Origin of the sequence: Mycetohabitans rhizoxinica HKI 454, from assembly GCF_000198775.1 — a bacterium.
In the GTDB taxonomy this organism is placed as follows: Bacteria; Pseudomonadota; Gammaproteobacteria; order Burkholderiales; family Burkholderiaceae; genus Mycetohabitans; species Mycetohabitans rhizoxinica.
This window is the reverse complement of record NC_014718.1, coordinates 257,712-273,730: the sequence shown is the minus strand read 5'-3', so window position 1 is coordinate 273,730 and position 16,019 is coordinate 257,712. Positions and strand designations below refer to the sequence as shown.

Annotated in this window: 4 protein-coding genes and 2 pseudogenes; 1 reads left to right on the top strand and 5 read right to left on the bottom strand. The window is 56.6% G+C overall.

Features of this window, described 5'->3' with window-relative positions:
* Nucleotides 1-5 precede the first annotated feature (5 nt).
* The 4 genes and pseudogenes from RBRH_RS13130 to RBRH_RS13115 form a co-directional block, all read right to left on the bottom strand.
* Nucleotides 6-6,002: a SpvB/TcaC N-terminal domain-containing protein gene (locus tag RBRH_RS13130; RefSeq protein WP_049786527.1), complete on the bottom strand. Its 5,997-nt coding sequence runs from the start codon at nt 6,000-6,002 to the stop codon at nt 6-8.
* Nucleotides 6,003-6,229: 227 nt separating this feature from the next.
* Nucleotides 6,230-9,838, bottom strand: a complete 3,609-nt coding sequence (locus RBRH_RS13125; RefSeq protein ID WP_013428528.1) for a Tc toxin subunit A-related protein — start codon at nt 9,836-9,838, stop codon at nt 6,230-6,232.
* A 22-nt stretch (nt 9,839-9,860) separates the two neighbouring features.
* Nucleotides 9,861-13,145 carry a Tc toxin subunit A gene (locus RBRH_RS13120; RefSeq protein WP_049786526.1) on the bottom strand — a complete coding sequence of 1,095 codons (3,285 nt, stop codon included), beginning with the start codon at nt 13,143-13,145 and terminating at the stop codon, nt 9,861-9,863.
* Between the two features lie 1,319 nt (nt 13,146-14,464).
* Nucleotides 14,465-15,302: pseudogene (locus RBRH_RS13115) on the bottom strand (acyl-CoA dehydrogenase family protein); the annotation flags it as partial.
* 20 nt (nt 15,303-15,322) lie between these two features.
* Here RBRH_RS13115 and RBRH_RS17750 point away from each other — a divergent pair.
* Entirely contained in the window at nt 15,323-15,817 is a 495-nt protein-coding gene (locus tag RBRH_RS17750) for a CoA transferase (protein ID WP_013428523.1), read from the top strand.
* Between the two features lie 66 nt (nt 15,818-15,883).
* Here the strand turns inward: RBRH_RS17750 and RBRH_RS20490 are convergent.
* Nucleotides 15,884-16,018 (bottom strand): annotated as a pseudogene (locus tag RBRH_RS20490) (divalent metal cation transporter); the annotation flags it as partial.
* Between the last annotated feature and the right edge of the window lies 1 nt (nt 16,019).

The window sequence follows — 16,019 nt, the reverse complement described above, 5'->3', positions numbered from 1 at the left end:
CGTTATCAATCGTGTTCAGGTTTTCCCGCTTCCCAGTGCATCACCCGCAACGCAATGCCGCTCGCGTCCACCACGACCACCTGCAACGCTTCTGTCACGTTGGACCGCGTAGGATCGTCTACATCGGCTTGCCGATGCTCGCGTCGCTCGAGCCCAGGCAGATAGCGCACGTCGTCGCTATGCTGCTGACTGCCCGCGCGCCAACGGCGTACCTTACGCGCGCGTTGGCCCGCACTGCTGTAGGCGTAGCGCTCATCGTCACTCTCATTGTCGCCGCGTTCGATTTGCACGACGCGGCTAAGCTGATCGCACGTGTTCCAGTCTACCGGCTGACCTGGCTGCAATTGCGTCAAATTGCCGTTTGCATCGAAATATCGATCGACCTGTTCAGGCGCCGCATCCCAGGCTTCAGGCACTGCTCGGTTTGAGCCGGCGGCTACCACCATGCGCAGCGTATAGTGCTGCGCACCGGTATGTTGCATCTGACATAAATTGCCGCTCGCATCATACGTATACTGACGCGTGTAGTTCACCCGTTGTGTGGCGTCTAAGCTTTGCCACAGCGGCAATGCGGCACTTTGCTGGCTCGCCTGCGCACTTTCACGGCCAGTGGCCTGGACTAATTGATACAGCGCGTCATAGCGATAATCGCTCGCCGCTTCAACGCGCTGGTTGCGTGTATAGTGCACCGGCTGTGCCGCATCTTCGATGCGCGTGATATTGCCTACCGGATCATACGTGTAGATCAAATTCTGCAGCACTGTGGCATCACGCTCACGTTGCGCGCTCAGGCAGCTAAGTCGCTGTGTGCTGACTTCATACACATAGGTACGCACGACACCATTGCCTGCACGTACCTGGAGCGGCTGGCTCGCCGCATTGTAGATAAAATCCGATGCCACGCAGCGTTCATTCTGACCCGCTAAGCGTAGCCATACCGTCTGAAGCTGCCCGGCAATATTCAATTCGTAGCGGCGGCAATGTCCGCCTGCATCGGTGTGTGTCACCGTCTCGCCCAGCGCATTATAGGTCCAGCGGCTTATGTAGCGCTCTGACTCAAGTAAGGCGCGCTGCGCGGCTTCGTCTTCGGGCCAATCGGGCGCGTCCAACGTGGCTAGGAAGCCGCGCGTTTCACTCAGTGGCTCGCCGCTCAAGCTGTAGCCCCCGATTTCATTTATGCCCGCTGGATCTGCATGGCGAACCAGCTGACCACGATCATTGCGGCGCGCGTCACTGTCCGGTGCCCCATAGATAAGCCGTTCGCGGCACGCTTGCGTGACACCGGCAGGCTGCTCAAACCGCGCGATAGGACGGCCTAGCAAATCATATGTCCAGTGTTGACCGTGCCCGTTGCCACTGGCCATCCATGTGATGAGCCCGCGCGCATCGCGCAGCTGCAACTGCGCGCCCGCATCGACACTGTCCGTGCGTAGCAGCTGGCCCGACAGGGTGCGCTGGTAATGGAAGTTGACCGTATCTGGCCCCACATGCCGCGGATCGGCGCTGCTCACCAGCGCGCCGCTCGCATCGAATGCATGTCGCGTCACCAGAACTTGCCGCTCGGGATCATCAGGCACGCGGTTGTAACGGATCTGCCGCACCGTCAAGCCCCGATTGTCGCGCACCTCAACCGTGGGCGTGCCGCGATACAGTGGATCGTCGCCTGTGTCATTTTCATCTTCGTGCGTGTCGAACCACACCTCAAAGCGGCTACGTCGCTGATATCCGGCCGCCGTTTGCACCCGCGTGTTGCGGCCTAGTGGATCGTAGTAGAGGGTGTCGTGGGGTGCGCACTGCCGCAGCGATGCATCATTCACATAGCGGGGCGTATCAATAAAATACGGCTGATACACGCGCACGGCCAGCCCTTTATTGTTGTATTCGACGAGGCCCGAAACTGCCCAACGTGTCGGCGTATCTTGGCTTACTGGCTGTCCTGCTTCAAGCACCAAATTGCCGTGCGCATCGCTCGTCCACGCGGGACCCGCGGCAACACGCTGCTTGGTTTGCAGCGCTCGGCCTAAGCCATCAGTGAACGCCACCGTACAGCGGATTTGTTGGTGTGCGTTATCCGGATAGCCATCGCTCGTGAAGCGGACCGTATGCATCGGCGTGCGAGGCGCTTGTTCCAGTTGCACCTGGATGTGCGCCCAACGCTCGAGTGATAGCCCGGGGGGCGCAGCAGTCAACCACCGCCAACGCGCACGGATTTGGCCATCGGCCGTGAGCAGCCCATGGCGACACAGCATGGCTTGCTCGGACTCATTTAACGTGGACGGCTCCAGCCGCCCCATCCAGCTCGACAGCGCGTCGTACCAAACACTAGCCGCGTGTTGTATCGCGCCGGCAGGATCGGCCAGCGCCGCGTCGAGCGTAGTCACCGCGCTGCGATACTCGTTCACTGGGGCAAAACCGACCTTGCCATCCCCTTGCGTGCCGTAAAAGCTGGTGACCCGCACCCGGCCCAGCGGATCATACGCGGCTTCGTGCCGGTTCTCGTTCACATCAACTACGCACGTTGGCTGCAGACGTCGATAGTCATGGTCAGCCTGCATGACATACCCTAGTGCATCCGTCACGCGCGTCACGCAAAGTCCAGACCCATCGTATTCGATATGGGTCTCGGCGCCAAATGCATCACGCTGATGGCTGAGCCGGTAGAAATGGCTTGCTCCGAGATAATGTGCGCGCGGCGACTCGATCCAATAGTAACCTTCCTCAATACGATACCGCGCTTGCTCAACCCATGGTTCGAGCGCGCCAGGAGGCGGGAGACCATCGCACGCCTGCTGCAGCATCTCCAACGTCATTTCAGCCTGCCACGTGCAAGCCAGCAAACCTTCCACGCTCGCTTGACCAAACGGCAGCACACTGTCGTGTGCATCGGCATAGTTCTGCCGCTGCCAATGGATTAACTCACCTGGCGCCGTGTCCATTCGGCCGTCGGTGAGTTGCTCATAGCCGAGCCACTCGCCTGCGCTAGCGGGCGGCTGCAACGCTTGTGCTTTCGCCTCGCACGGCAGGCCCAATCGCCACGGCGCGTTGGGTTGATTTAAGTGAATCCACCGTTGTTGCGTGCGCGTCACGCGCAACTGCTGCTGCTGCGTATCTTGGCATTCATCCGAAGGAGCAGGATTCGTGCGGCGCGGATAGTGCACCGTGGCCGTGTCAGTTGGGTAACCGTACTGATCCGCCTGCAGCAACACCTGGTGCGTCATCATCGGATCATCGGGCATGCGCTCATACTGTGCGCTCCATTGTTCAAGCTGCATCGGCAGCAGCACGCGCGCGTCGGGCGCATCGTGCACCACGCGCACCTGATAGCGGTATTCAGTGACGGTATAAGGATGCGCCGCCGCGGGCGTATCATCGACCCCGTACACTTCCTCGCGCATCACCCGCCCACGCAGCGCGCGGCGCATCGCACGTAACAGCTCTGCATCGGGCTGCGCGATCGGTTGATGCTGATCATCGGTCCAGCGCGTAGGGCCCAGCGCCGGCGCTTTTTCATCCCCTGCGTAGTAGTCGGCATGAGGTGCGTCGTCCTGCTCGGCACCGACCCTAAACCACGTTTTGGTCAGCACCGGCGCGGTCAGCGTGTCGTCGTCAGCGTTCGAGGCATTGCGCTCCGTATCCCACTGCTCGAGCGAGCCAAAACCGGCAAACTCGCGCTCGTACCCATCATAAAAGCCGTGCCGATATTGGTAAGTTTGCGTCAACGTATTACCAGTGATCTCGTCAGTGTGCGTGACCTGCGAGATTACTTGCACTGGAAACGGCAGGTGGCTGACCGCATCGGGCGTCGCCTGCTTTTCATCGAGCCACGCTTGCGCGGAGCTGCGATAGGTGAGTTGCGTGTCGAGCCCGCGATTGTTATTCACGCGCTCAAGTAGATATGGTTTCTTGCCTGCGACGAAATCGCAGACCCAGTGACGCGGTGTTGGGTGCGGCACCGTGAGTACCAGTGCCGCGCAGCCGGTGCCATGTATGTCCGCGAAACTGACCTGACAGGTATCGTCATAGTGCACGCCGTCGGGCCACGCGAACACGACCGGTTCTGCTAAACCGTTGCCGCCATGATTGAAAAATACTTGAAAGCTCGTACTATCCAAATAAATCAGATCGGCCGCGCCCGAGCCGTCTAGATCCGCCAGCCGCACCCGTGCTGGGTGAAAAGTATGCGCTTCAAACGGCAACGTCGCCAGCGTGATCGGAGCACCCAAACGTGCGCGACCCAAGTTTGGCCAGCATACTAGGGTATCATGGCGCACGCGCACCAAATGTGGCTGGCCCGAGCCAAGCACGTCACTAAATGCGACCAGTTCGGTATGCGCGCCGTTATTGCCCGGCAGCCGCCCCGGCGGCGTATAGGGCACTTCTTCGGGTCTGTCAAAGCCAGCCTCACGCCGGTTCGCGTACAGTCGCACACTTTTCGGGCCGATCAGCGCCAGATCCGGCAACCCAGCGCCGACCAGGTTAACAAGTTGTGCATCCGGATGCAAAAACTCCGTCGGAAACGCGCTAAACGGCACAAACGCCTGCCAGTGCTTGTCTGGGCCCAGCGCAAAAAAGCCCGCCAGCCCCGGTTGCGCGATTACCCAATCGAGTTGCCCATTGCCGGTCAAATCCATCAACGACTGTCGTGTGTTGGGACCGAGTCCCCCAACGGGCAACTGTGGCAGCGCCTGCCAGGCTTCATACGCGATCGCGTCTTCGCCGTTTTCAGCGCGCACCGGTGCACGGTACCAGTAGCTAGTGCCATCGCGGTATAGCACACCGGGCACCCCTTCACCATACAAATCGACCAGCTGATACACCATGCCATCGTTCAAGCCGGCCAGCGGCGCAAACGATTCAAACTGACCTTGACCCAGTACAAAGGTGCCAAAATCTAGCTCGACCGGCGGTAGGCTCACCGCCGCGGGCTCACCGCTGGCCGGATCCGGCCCATAGCCGGTCATCCACGCCGCGCGCAAGCGACTGAGCACCGGTTGTTCGTCGTATTCGAGGTACAGCCGTCGCACTAGCACCGGGTCCGGTCCCAGCGCCTCAAAGCGGTGAAACATCAATACCTGCCGGCATAGCCGGTGCGTGCGTACTTCAAAGCCAGCCGCATAGTCGGAGAACGGGTCCAGGCGCGCGCACCACGCGCGTTGCGGCGCATACGTGGGTATCGCGTTCGCATCGGCCGCATGCTCGCCATAGTCGAACACCAGCTCGAAGTACCAATTGGTCGGCACGGGCGTGCCGCTCATCAGGTACAAGTCGGCACACGCTTGGCGATTGCCGTAGCATACGCGCTTCAAATAACGCTGCGCGCGCCGCTCACGCGGTTGCTCAACGGGAACGCTAGTGTCAATGCCACTATTGTCTTCACCCTGGTACGCATAGTACACATGCTCACCGTGCGGCGTGACGCTTTCCTCAAGACACCAACGAGCAATATGCTCGGGCGTAGCAGGATCGGCCAAGCGCGCCGCCTGTGTATAACCGAACAGATGCTGCGTACCATCGGCGGCCTGCACGCGCCAAAATGCGCAACTCGCGTCGTCTTGCGCTTGCCAGTAATCGAGCCGATCGAAACTACTGGCAATACGCGGCGCATAGGGCGTGACGTGAAAGACGCGGTCGTTCAACGTCTGATCGGCAGTTTCACCGACGCGCACCAATACTTCGCCACCTGCGTCGACAAACTCATCCGTATCCGTATAGCGCGGCACGCCTTTCGCGGTGCGCCGGCTAATGCTCGGCATGCTTAGGGCCACACCCAGCCCGAACGCACCGTTGCCTGCGCCACTGCTGTAGGCCAGTGCGAGCGCCGGTGTGATACCACCTGCATCGGTAGTCGGCAACGTCAATGTTAACGACGCGGCGCCACTTACACCGCCGACACTGAGCGTCTCGCTCAGGCCCTGAATAGCGCCGCCGCCTTTAGGCAATGACAAGGATGGCAATTCGATGACGCGCGGGGTGTTTGATTCAGCACGGATGGTGCGGTCCATCACGATATCCTTTTAATGCAATTTCTGGGAATGAGCGTTCCGTTGGCTCACGCGTGCTGGTGCCAGCTTGGGGGATCGCCTTCTTTGACTAGCCCCCTCTTAACGACGCGTCTAAACCATACATTGCGTTGCTAACTTCCTATAGCATCAGTTCAGTCGAATATCTGGGAATTCAGCATATTAGTTTTCTCAGGCCCTGAAACGCAGCTATTGAAATATTGTGGGTATTATGTGTCTCGGATGATGTAATGTAGATGCACGATGATATCGTTCAAATTAGCCACCACATCGCGTTGTGCGCCATCGTCCTTGCCCGCATGGAAAATATTGAGCGACAGCGTGCCCTGAGTCACATCCATACCCTCAAACGGCAAGAAACGGCTGTCGTTGAGATCGGTCACAAATCGGCCGCTATCATTTAGGCCATGCGAGAGCGTCGCCGTCTCCTTCCCAAATATCAGCGTCGCCTCGATATCTTGATACGGTCCGAGCAGCGTCGGCAGCGTCACCGCGACGCTCTTAATGCGACGCGTCTTGCCCTTCATGTTGTAGGATTTATCCAACTCCAACACACTCAAGTCCAGCGTAGCCTGGAAAATGTTGTCCGTCAGCGATAGCCTCACGCCGCCCGATGGGTCCACAGGGTTGCCGTCCAGCACAGTTTGGAGCTTGTCTTTGAAAGTCTCAGCACCGAATAACGTAGCCAGCGATACCGTGCGCGTTGCCTCCAGCCCCATGGCACCGCGTGCCAGCCAAATGCTGTCAAGCTTTTGCAACTCCACGCTCAACCCTTCGCCCGCCAGCAAACCTTGCCACAGGTTGTCCCACACCGGTACCCGGAACACACCATCGGTGTCTTGGTCGCCCAACTCTTGCACCAAGGCCGCTTTTGCCTGCAGGCATATCGGCAACGTAACGTCGTATAGTTGATAATAAAGTGCGGACAATCGCGCAGCCAGCCAGTTATATAACGCTTGTCCGGTAAAACGTGTGGTTTGGAACTCGTACAGCGCCTGTGCATGCGCTTGCTCAGTTTCGGCCAGTGCGATTTGTTTTTGAGCCATCGCAATTTGTTCGGTCAAGCTCTTGATCTGTGCGTCTAGCTGGGTCACCTCATTTTTGGCAATATCATGTTGCAGTTGCCATTCTTCTTGGCGGCGCTGATAGCTGGCTGTCACCTCAGAGATGCCCGCACTTTGATCTTGTGCAACGGCCACCGCTTGAGTAGCATGCGCGGTCCCCAGCACAGGCGCACCCCATTGAGACCCACCGTTGGCCAGACCGAACGTATTTGGCACCGCGTCCGCGACGCCACCGGCAATCAGTAACCCGGTCGCGGCCAGGTTGGTCGTCATCGCGGTGCTGCGCAGCGTCAGCCCGGCGATTTCCGCCGCGGACAAGTTACCATCAATCAAGTTACGAAAGTGGCTCTGGCGCAACGTTGCGCCGTCACGGCTGGCTTGCAGCGCGCTTAAACTATGCTGCAGCCCTTTTAAATTACTCTGCTGTAAGTCGGCCTGTTGTTTCAGCACTATCTGCTGCTGCGTCTGTAGCAACAACGTCATTTTTTCATTGTCTTGACGCTCCAGCGCCAGCTGCAAGCTGCTGCCAAATTGCGTTAATAGTCCCACCGCGCTGCGCGCGCGATCAGCTACCAGCGGGTAACGCCAGCCCTGCACATGGCCCTGGCTGCTCATCACACCGCTGCTCGCGTCGTCGCCTCCGGCCTGCTGGCGTTGTAGCTCAGCCGGGTCCACCGGCGTTGCGTAAAGCGGCAGATTGAGCGGCTGACCATCCAAGCTCAGGTTATGTCGCAGGTTATACAGGCGCAGTTCAAGCTTATCCCAGTAGCCCAACAGCACATCGTTGTACGGCGGCAGAAAATGGCCATCGCCCATGTCGGCCGCGTCACCCGTGCGCAACCAACTCGCAAAGGTGAGCGCGCCGGATAGATGGCTGCGGGTCGGTTTGTCAATCGCCCCTGCCTCGGCACTGAGTGTCGGGTTGGGCCACGTATTCGTGATGCGAATATCCGGGCGCGGCCCGAGCAGTTGCTGCGCTTGGATATAATACATTTTGGCTTCGACCAGCGTGTCCCGCTCCAGCATTCGATACGCGTGATCGCCGCGTGCAATCAACAAGTCCAGCACATGCAAAAAGATCGCCAGCTTATAGTGCATTGGGTCGGCCACTGCGATGACGTCTGGATCGGTGGTCGCCGGTTGGCTCGTGTCCCAGGCAGTGTCAAGCTGCAGCGGCAGCACATTCCAATAGCGTGGATTGCTGTTGTCATCGTAAAGCAGATTGCCATCGTCATCGCGGTAGCCGCTGCTGTTGAAAATCCGCTTAAACCAGGTATTCGCCTCGTCATACCGTTGTTCGGTCTGCATCCGCACAGCTACCAGGAACGGGATATGAAAGAAAATTTCCCACAAGTACATTCCGTAAGGGCCGCTGAACGCGGTTAGACCGCCTAAATCCTTTTGCACGCTGTAATTAAACAGCGCATCATGCCGATCATCAAAAAGTTTAGGCAGGTCAACATTATTTGTCAAACTCAGCGAAATTTCTTCACCATCACTTGATAGCTTAAAATTTCCAGAAGTAGTAAATTCTCCATAACTATCATAATTTATAAAATCTTTTAACTTTTCAATTTTACCGAAATCACTAAAACTTCCATTGCAGGAAAATATCAAATAATTAGATCCGGAATCACCTTTTCCGTGACTAATTTTTAAAATCTTTTTTGGATAAAAATCATTATTATAAAATATATAATCCCCCAAATCGCTCAATGTTTTAATAATATTTCCAGATTCATCACCCAGGGTAACCCCAAAACCGGGCTGGACACCAGAGTCTGCATTTTTCAAAACAAAATAATCTTTGCAAAATATAAATTCTGCATCAGAACTATATTGTGTTTTGATATGTTGATCCTCAACGGTACCTGTTACGCCTTTTCTCTCAATTTCCTCAAAACAATATGCAAATCTTTTTTCCTTTGAAGCCCAACTAAAATTATTATCCATGCACCAAATATTTTTAGCGCAACTAAACCCTTCATCACCTTTATCTATTTTGTTATACCAGCAAACATTTAATCTACTTTTATCCCAAAAGAGCTTGACCAAACCCTTGTACGGATCAGCAATTCCAGCGGCTATTTCTCGCCACTCGGTCCACTGGATTGGGATTGGCCCCCGCTCATCCTCCCTAGCGGCTAGCGTCAGCTTTCTCCAATAAAATTTGTAAGGCTGGTTCTGAGTTCTTGCAGCAAAAAATACCGTTTTCTCATCCCCGCCTTTGGCCGCATGGATATATTCAAGATTCGAAAGCGTGTTGTATTCAGCTAAATACTCACTTATTTTTGACTGAACCAGCGCGTCACTTAATTTTCCTTGCGAAATCCCTTGCTCCAGTGTTTGGAATAGCTGGGTCTTGTTCAATCGTAAGGTTGGGTCAATATAGTTGCCTGCATAGAATTTGAGCCGTTCCTTACCGGCCCATGTGCTATAGCGCCGGTTAAAAGCGTCCCAGTTGTACAAAAAATGCTCCTGTGCAAAGTACGACTTTGCGTCCTCCGCCAACGCACCGTCATAGCCTTCGATCGCCCGATGGATAAACAATTGTAAGCTGCTGATCGCTTCCGCCAGCGGTGACGTGCTCACTCGATCGCTGATCTGGGTGTCGAGCAGCAAATACTCATACAGATCATTGGCGTTGTGGATACGATCCTTCAAATCCGCCGGCACCTGCGTCGCAATATAGCGATCTACCAGCGCGTCGCGGCGGGCTTCTTTCAAGGTTTGGGAAAATAGCGAGGCTGACATGAGGTAGTTCCTTTAATTTCGTTTATCGACGAGCGCTGATTCCTGCACTTAGATTCCTAGCCACCGACGCTAAGAGGGTGCGGTCTTCAGCAGACGGATCAGCCTGCATCATCGTCTGAAGTTGTTCCAACGTGGTCGTCCCCACGTTCAGCGCTTGCCCCACGCGCAGCCATGTAAGCAGCTGCCACAGCACATCAAAACTTTTCGGCCATGTGTCCTCGCCCAATAATGAGACGCTCATTTGCGCGACAGTATTGGCATCTAGTTGATGCAGTGCCGCGATCAACTCGGCAGCCTTGCCAAGCGTCATTTCCTTGGCATTGAGCTGATCAAAACAGCGCATCGCCTCGTCGCGCGAGACCACGACCTGCGTTTGCCACTGCTTAAAGCGTGATAGCGTCAATAGCACTGCCATGTCCGGCGTGGGAACAGTGACGGCTGCGCCGATCAGGCGCGCCGGATACGCCGTGAGCAGCTGCAGATCTTGCTCAGTCAACGTTAGCCATTGCGCAATCAGCACTAGCTGACTCAGACGCTGCGTCGTCAGCACAAGGCCGGTATCCTTCTGCAAATCGTCCAAATTGACGTTGGCCTGACTGAACCGTGTTTGAATGGCATACCAATAGTGAGCGAGCGTAAAGGCGGAGTCGGTCTGGGCGGTCAGCTTCTCAAGCCACGTGGTCACACCGCCCATCACATTGCTTTTCAGATTGAAGCCCGCAGCCAACGCCCGCAGCACCTTTTGCTGCAGCGCTTCATCCAGCGCATCCTGCCGAGTGGCAGCGGTGCTCGAAGGATTGACGCTATCGCAAACATTTTTCAGGAAGTTAAACATTTCCGCGGTAGCTGTGCCACTCCAAACGGTACTCACCATCCCCTGCAACTGGAGCAGGTTCAGTCCCACTGAAGCCATCCAGTCCAGGATCTTTTCCGTGCGGCTCAGAATCGCCAAGGGGGCCAGCGACTGCGGCTGCCCTAGCTGTTCCAACAACGTGTCCTGCCCACCGCCCATCAAGCGCCACAACACTTCGGCCTGTGCAAACGTGAGCCCCAACAGACGCGGTATCGCGCCAAAGCGATACAACTGACCCGCGGTGTGTTCATCCAGCGTAAATTTTCCTGCGCGCCCAAAGCACCAACCGCCAATCCGCGCGAACTCGTCGCTGGTCACGCCTAACGCCTTGCAACAGATCGTAGACAGTTCGTCCTGCTGATTCTGCTTATAGTTCACTGCCGTGCCCAACGCAATCGCGTCGCCGCCGTCTGCCGGACGGAACGTGGACGCGTAGAAGCTTGACACTTGATCCGGCGCATACGTGTTCGCGGCGTCGATGAAGGTCACAAATGTATTGACATCCAAACCGTAGCGCTGTTTGAGCCGCACATACTCCGCCAAAGCTTCCAGTACGGGTTTGTCCAGCACCGGCTTATTGTGGTGCTCCGGCACGCAGCGGCTGGCGTTGACTATCACCCAGTCCAATGCCTCAAACGATAGACCGGTTAAGTGGGACAGGCGCACCAGCTTTTCCGCACGGCCCGCCAACTCAACTACCGTGTCATCCATCAGGTTAAGGTTTTTGCCGTCTTTTTGTACCCACAGATAACGCGACTGGTCCGTCTCTGTGTCGCCCAGCGTGCCATTTAGATAGGCCGCACCGTACACATTGACTCGTGTAGGCTCTTGTTCGCCAAAATGCAAAAAGCGGCTATACGCGCGGCTTTCTTTGCCGTTATCCAGGTAAGACTGCTGAGCAGTCAACTCCAGCAGCTGATTAAAGTTCAGGCGGGTTTTTTCACAGAAGGTCGAGATCGGATTCAGCGTCGTCGCTAGCGCCCCTGCACTGCGTAGGCCGGCTCCTTCCATACCGTAGTGATCAGCGATATCGGTTTCGCTCAAGTCGGTGTTGGTCATGAGCTGATAGCTCACCGGCGTCATCGACAAGGTCTCACGCGCCGGCGGCGACGGCTGCTCAAACACGACCTCGGGAAACGGCGTTGAGCCGTCTTCAATCGGATTGCCAGCATCGTCTTGGCACATCATCACCAGCAGCGCCTTATCCCGCGGCGCCGTCACGATCAGTGCCGCTTTCCAATTGGACTGACCGGAATTGTCCACACCGACATATCCTTTATCGGTTTTTAGATAGTATTGATTCTTTTGTTTGCCGGGTATCAACGTGATCGGCAAATGAAAACTAGACATGGGTTTCGTGCCGCCGGATCGGCTCGCCATCTGCGCAAAATCGCCATCCTTGTCCGGATTCGTGTTGTGATTACCCCTCAGGAAGCAACCATTCAACACGTTAGCGGCATTACCTGCCATCTGCGTTCCGTCCGGCACACCCAGGTAATAACAGTGTTGCGCAACTGACCAGGTCAACACGAGCGGCGCCACAATGGCGGCTGCCGCATTATCGGCATTGCCCGCGACCAGTTGGGCGCCAACGACCCCATTACCGTTTGTGTAGTGCGATAAATAGACCATAGGCTCTGTGTCGCCATCTAGCGCTTGCAGATAAAACACATTGCCTGTCAAGTAAACACTGTCTGCCCGCACATTCTCGGCGCGACGGGCGGCACCTAGCGCAAGGGCTTGCTGCGACACGGCCTTGGCGGTGCTGTCCGTCAGGGTGTCCCAAAGGCCATTCAAAGTCCGTGCCTGAGCGGACAATGCGACATTGATTTGTGTTAAGTTATCGTCATAAGGCAGCGTCATTGGAAAATATCGATCAGACAATGCGCTGATACCCTCACTGCCTGACTGCAGCACCTGCAACAAGATATCAAGCGACGTGACCTCTTGTTGCATCGTGGCTTCGCTCAACACCAAATTTTTCAAATCCGGCCGACGCTGATCAATGTGCAAATTAGAGTCCGCATCGTGCAACGCGCTTGCCACTCGGTACAGCGCGGCAGCGTAACGGCCAGGGGAAAACAGCGATTGAATGGAGGTAGCATCCGCATACGCGCTGGCTCGCTCCATCAGATCGGTAAAATCGCCATCACCGCCAATATTGCGGACCAGCGCATCTTTCAAGAGGGGGGCGTCAGGCCGGGTATTGAGCTTCGTGAGCCTTTGTATCACTGGCTCCTGGTGCAGTTGCCAGGCACGATAAAGAGCCTTCAAATTGGTCGCACGCTGACGTGCCTGATGGTACACCGCACGGGCATCTTTGGCGGTCAGCGCTGGCACGGATTCAATGAAAGCAGCTCGACTGGTCAACGCGATATCAAACACATTACGATAGCCCGCGTCAAGCAGATGCTGATCTGCGTTACCCGACTGAGAGGTGAATAAGTCTGGCATAATTTTAGCTATACTAAACAAATATTTTAAAAGGTGGGTACGTGCATCGGAACAGCGCTATTCGGTCTAATCTGGATGCTACACCTCAAACGATCTCGGTGTCGTGAACCGTTACAAAATCGATGCAGCCAGCGTAGTGAAATCCATACCCATTACTTACCATCCTATAGTCAATTGATAGCGACTATTGGATAGGACGGTACTATCCCCCAGCGGCCCCATAGAGGGTGGTATATGGGGCATAGATTGCCTTAAACGGCAAGGATCAACAATGTCAGCCTTGTCCGCAACACGTCACTATGACGCACAACGCGCTTAAAGCGAAGCCGTGTCGCCGTACATCAAGCGGACAAAATTTGGGAACAGAATAAAAGAGAAAGTAGACGTGTCGCGCAGGCGCGAGGTCATAGTGTTTAAGCTGGGGTACTTCTTCACTTTCTTCCCTCCAGACGTCGTCTTTATTCAGCAAAAACGGTTACTGCGATGCACCCGTTCTCTGACAGATCACCTCATCGTTTGACTGCTACTCACAACGCGCTCGAGCGTCGTGCTCAACTGCCATATGCTGCTTCGACACTTAAGGTAGCAACAACTATAAAGCACTAGACGGACAGCATTCAAGCGAATTCCCTTTATTCAATGCGACAAATTGCCGTGGGCAACCTCAGGCGTTGACCTGCAGAGGCTGTGCCGCCTCGCAGAAGAACATGGCTGCGTGACAAGCGCCACCCACTCGATTGCATGATATGAAGCGGCTCAATCGACTCGACCATCATCAAATCGCCATTGCTCTACGCCACGATAATCCAGCAGCAGCGTTGAGTCCGACCGCTCGCCACACGGGGGCGTCACAATCTCACCGGATGCCGTGCCCGCGCTCGCCCGATGACGCCCTTGACTGGCGTAAGCCACATAGATAGCCTATTGTGCGCCACTGCGAGCTAATGCCCCGCTTAGCCCATCAGGCATTCATGTACAAAGCGCTTGCATTACATCACGCATTCCTAACTTCCTCCGTTACCACTATGTTGTGCCACAGCCGTCAACCGACTACTTCCGCTTCACTTCGCCTTCAAAATGCTCGACCTGTGAACTTGGCCCAATTCGCCTCCGTGCTACCGCTCGACTCGCTCGTGCTCCCCACACGCCTGGCAATCTCTGGAGCAAGATCGGCAACGTCAACCTGACCGGCGCTGCGCGTGCCATCCTGTCGGCGAACCCGCTTGGCGGAATGCGCGCGTGTGCCTGGCCGCGATATTGCTAACGGATTTCGAACGGCCCGCTGAGCAAATCATGCCAGCACTGCGCAACGCCAAATTACGGAACAGACGGACGTCCCGGCAGAAACGCTCGATTGCATACTCGGACACATATCCGGCGCCACCATGGATCTGGACGGCACGATCCGCCACGCGGCCGCACATTTCCGAAGCAAAGAGCTTGCAGCACGATGCCTCCATCGATACGTCTTCGTTATTGTCCCGGCGCCGCGCGGTATCGAGCACCATTGAGCGCGCTGCATAGATCTCGGCCTGGCTGTCGGCGAGCATCGCCTGTATCAACTGGAACTCGGCAATGGGCTGGCCGAACTGCTCGCGCTGCATCGCGTAGCGTAGCGCGTCGTCGAGCATCCGCTGCGCCGCCCCGACACAAATGGCGGCGATATGCAGCCGTCCCTTGTCCAGCACTTTCATCGCGGTCTTGAACCCACGGCCTTCGACGCTACCGATGACGTTCTACACGGGCACACGGCAGTTTTCGAAAATCACGTCGCATGTATGCGCGCCGCGCTGGCCCATCTTCTTGTCCGGTTTGCCGAGCGACAGGCCGGGCGTACCGCGCTCCACCAGGATGGCAGAGATACCGTCTGCACCGGCAATATCCGGCTGAGTACGGGCCATGACGGTATAGATCCCCGCCTCAGGCGCGTTTGTGATGAAGCGCTTGGTTCCGTTGATCACGTACTCGTCGTCGCGCTCGGCGCGCGTGCGCAACGATGCCGCGTCCGACCCGGCACCTGGCTCGGTCAATGCAAACGATGCGATCAAGTTCTCCGGACGCCAGCCTAGGCAAGTAGCGGGCCTTCTGCTCCGGCGAACCATCTAGGATTAAGCCCTGCGAGCCGATCCCGTTATTGGTGCCCACCAGCGACCGGAAACAACGCGCATGCGAATATCGTGCCCTACCAGGTATTCGCCGCGAAGGACGGGCAAATGGTGCTGACGATAGGCAACGACGGCCAGTTCCGCAAATTCTGCGAAGTCGTCCATTGCGCGTCGTGGGCAACGGATCCGCGTTTTGCCACTAATGCTGCACGGGTTACCCATCGCGACACGCTCATCCCGATAATCCAACAGGTATTGAACACGCGTACAATCGAGCAATGGATTGGGCCACTAACCAGCGCCGGTGTGCCCTGCGGGCCGATCAATAATATCGCGCAGACCTTCACGAATCCGCAGGTGGTGCACCGCGGCATGCGTGCCGACCTTGCGCATCCATTGGCCGGTACCGTGCCCACGGTGGCCAATCCGATCAAGATGTCAGGTTCCCCGATCCACTACCGCGGCGCACCACCGACACTTGGTCAGCACACCAAATCAGTTCTGTCGTCGGTCTGCGGGCTAGATTCGGAAGAAATCGCCCGGTTGAGGAATGCGCGCGTCATTTAATCTCGGCGCGTGCGGAGCCGTGCGCCACCTAGCTCCAGCCGCGCCCGCGCGGACGACTGCACGGGGACCTGCCTGCGAGTATGTTCCAATTCCACTCGGATCATCATCAGCGGCGCCGGTGACCAAGCCTGAGCCGAGACGGCGCATGCATGAGCCCCGCTTCTCATCGACCGGCGACGGCTCGGAGATCGATTGCCTCATT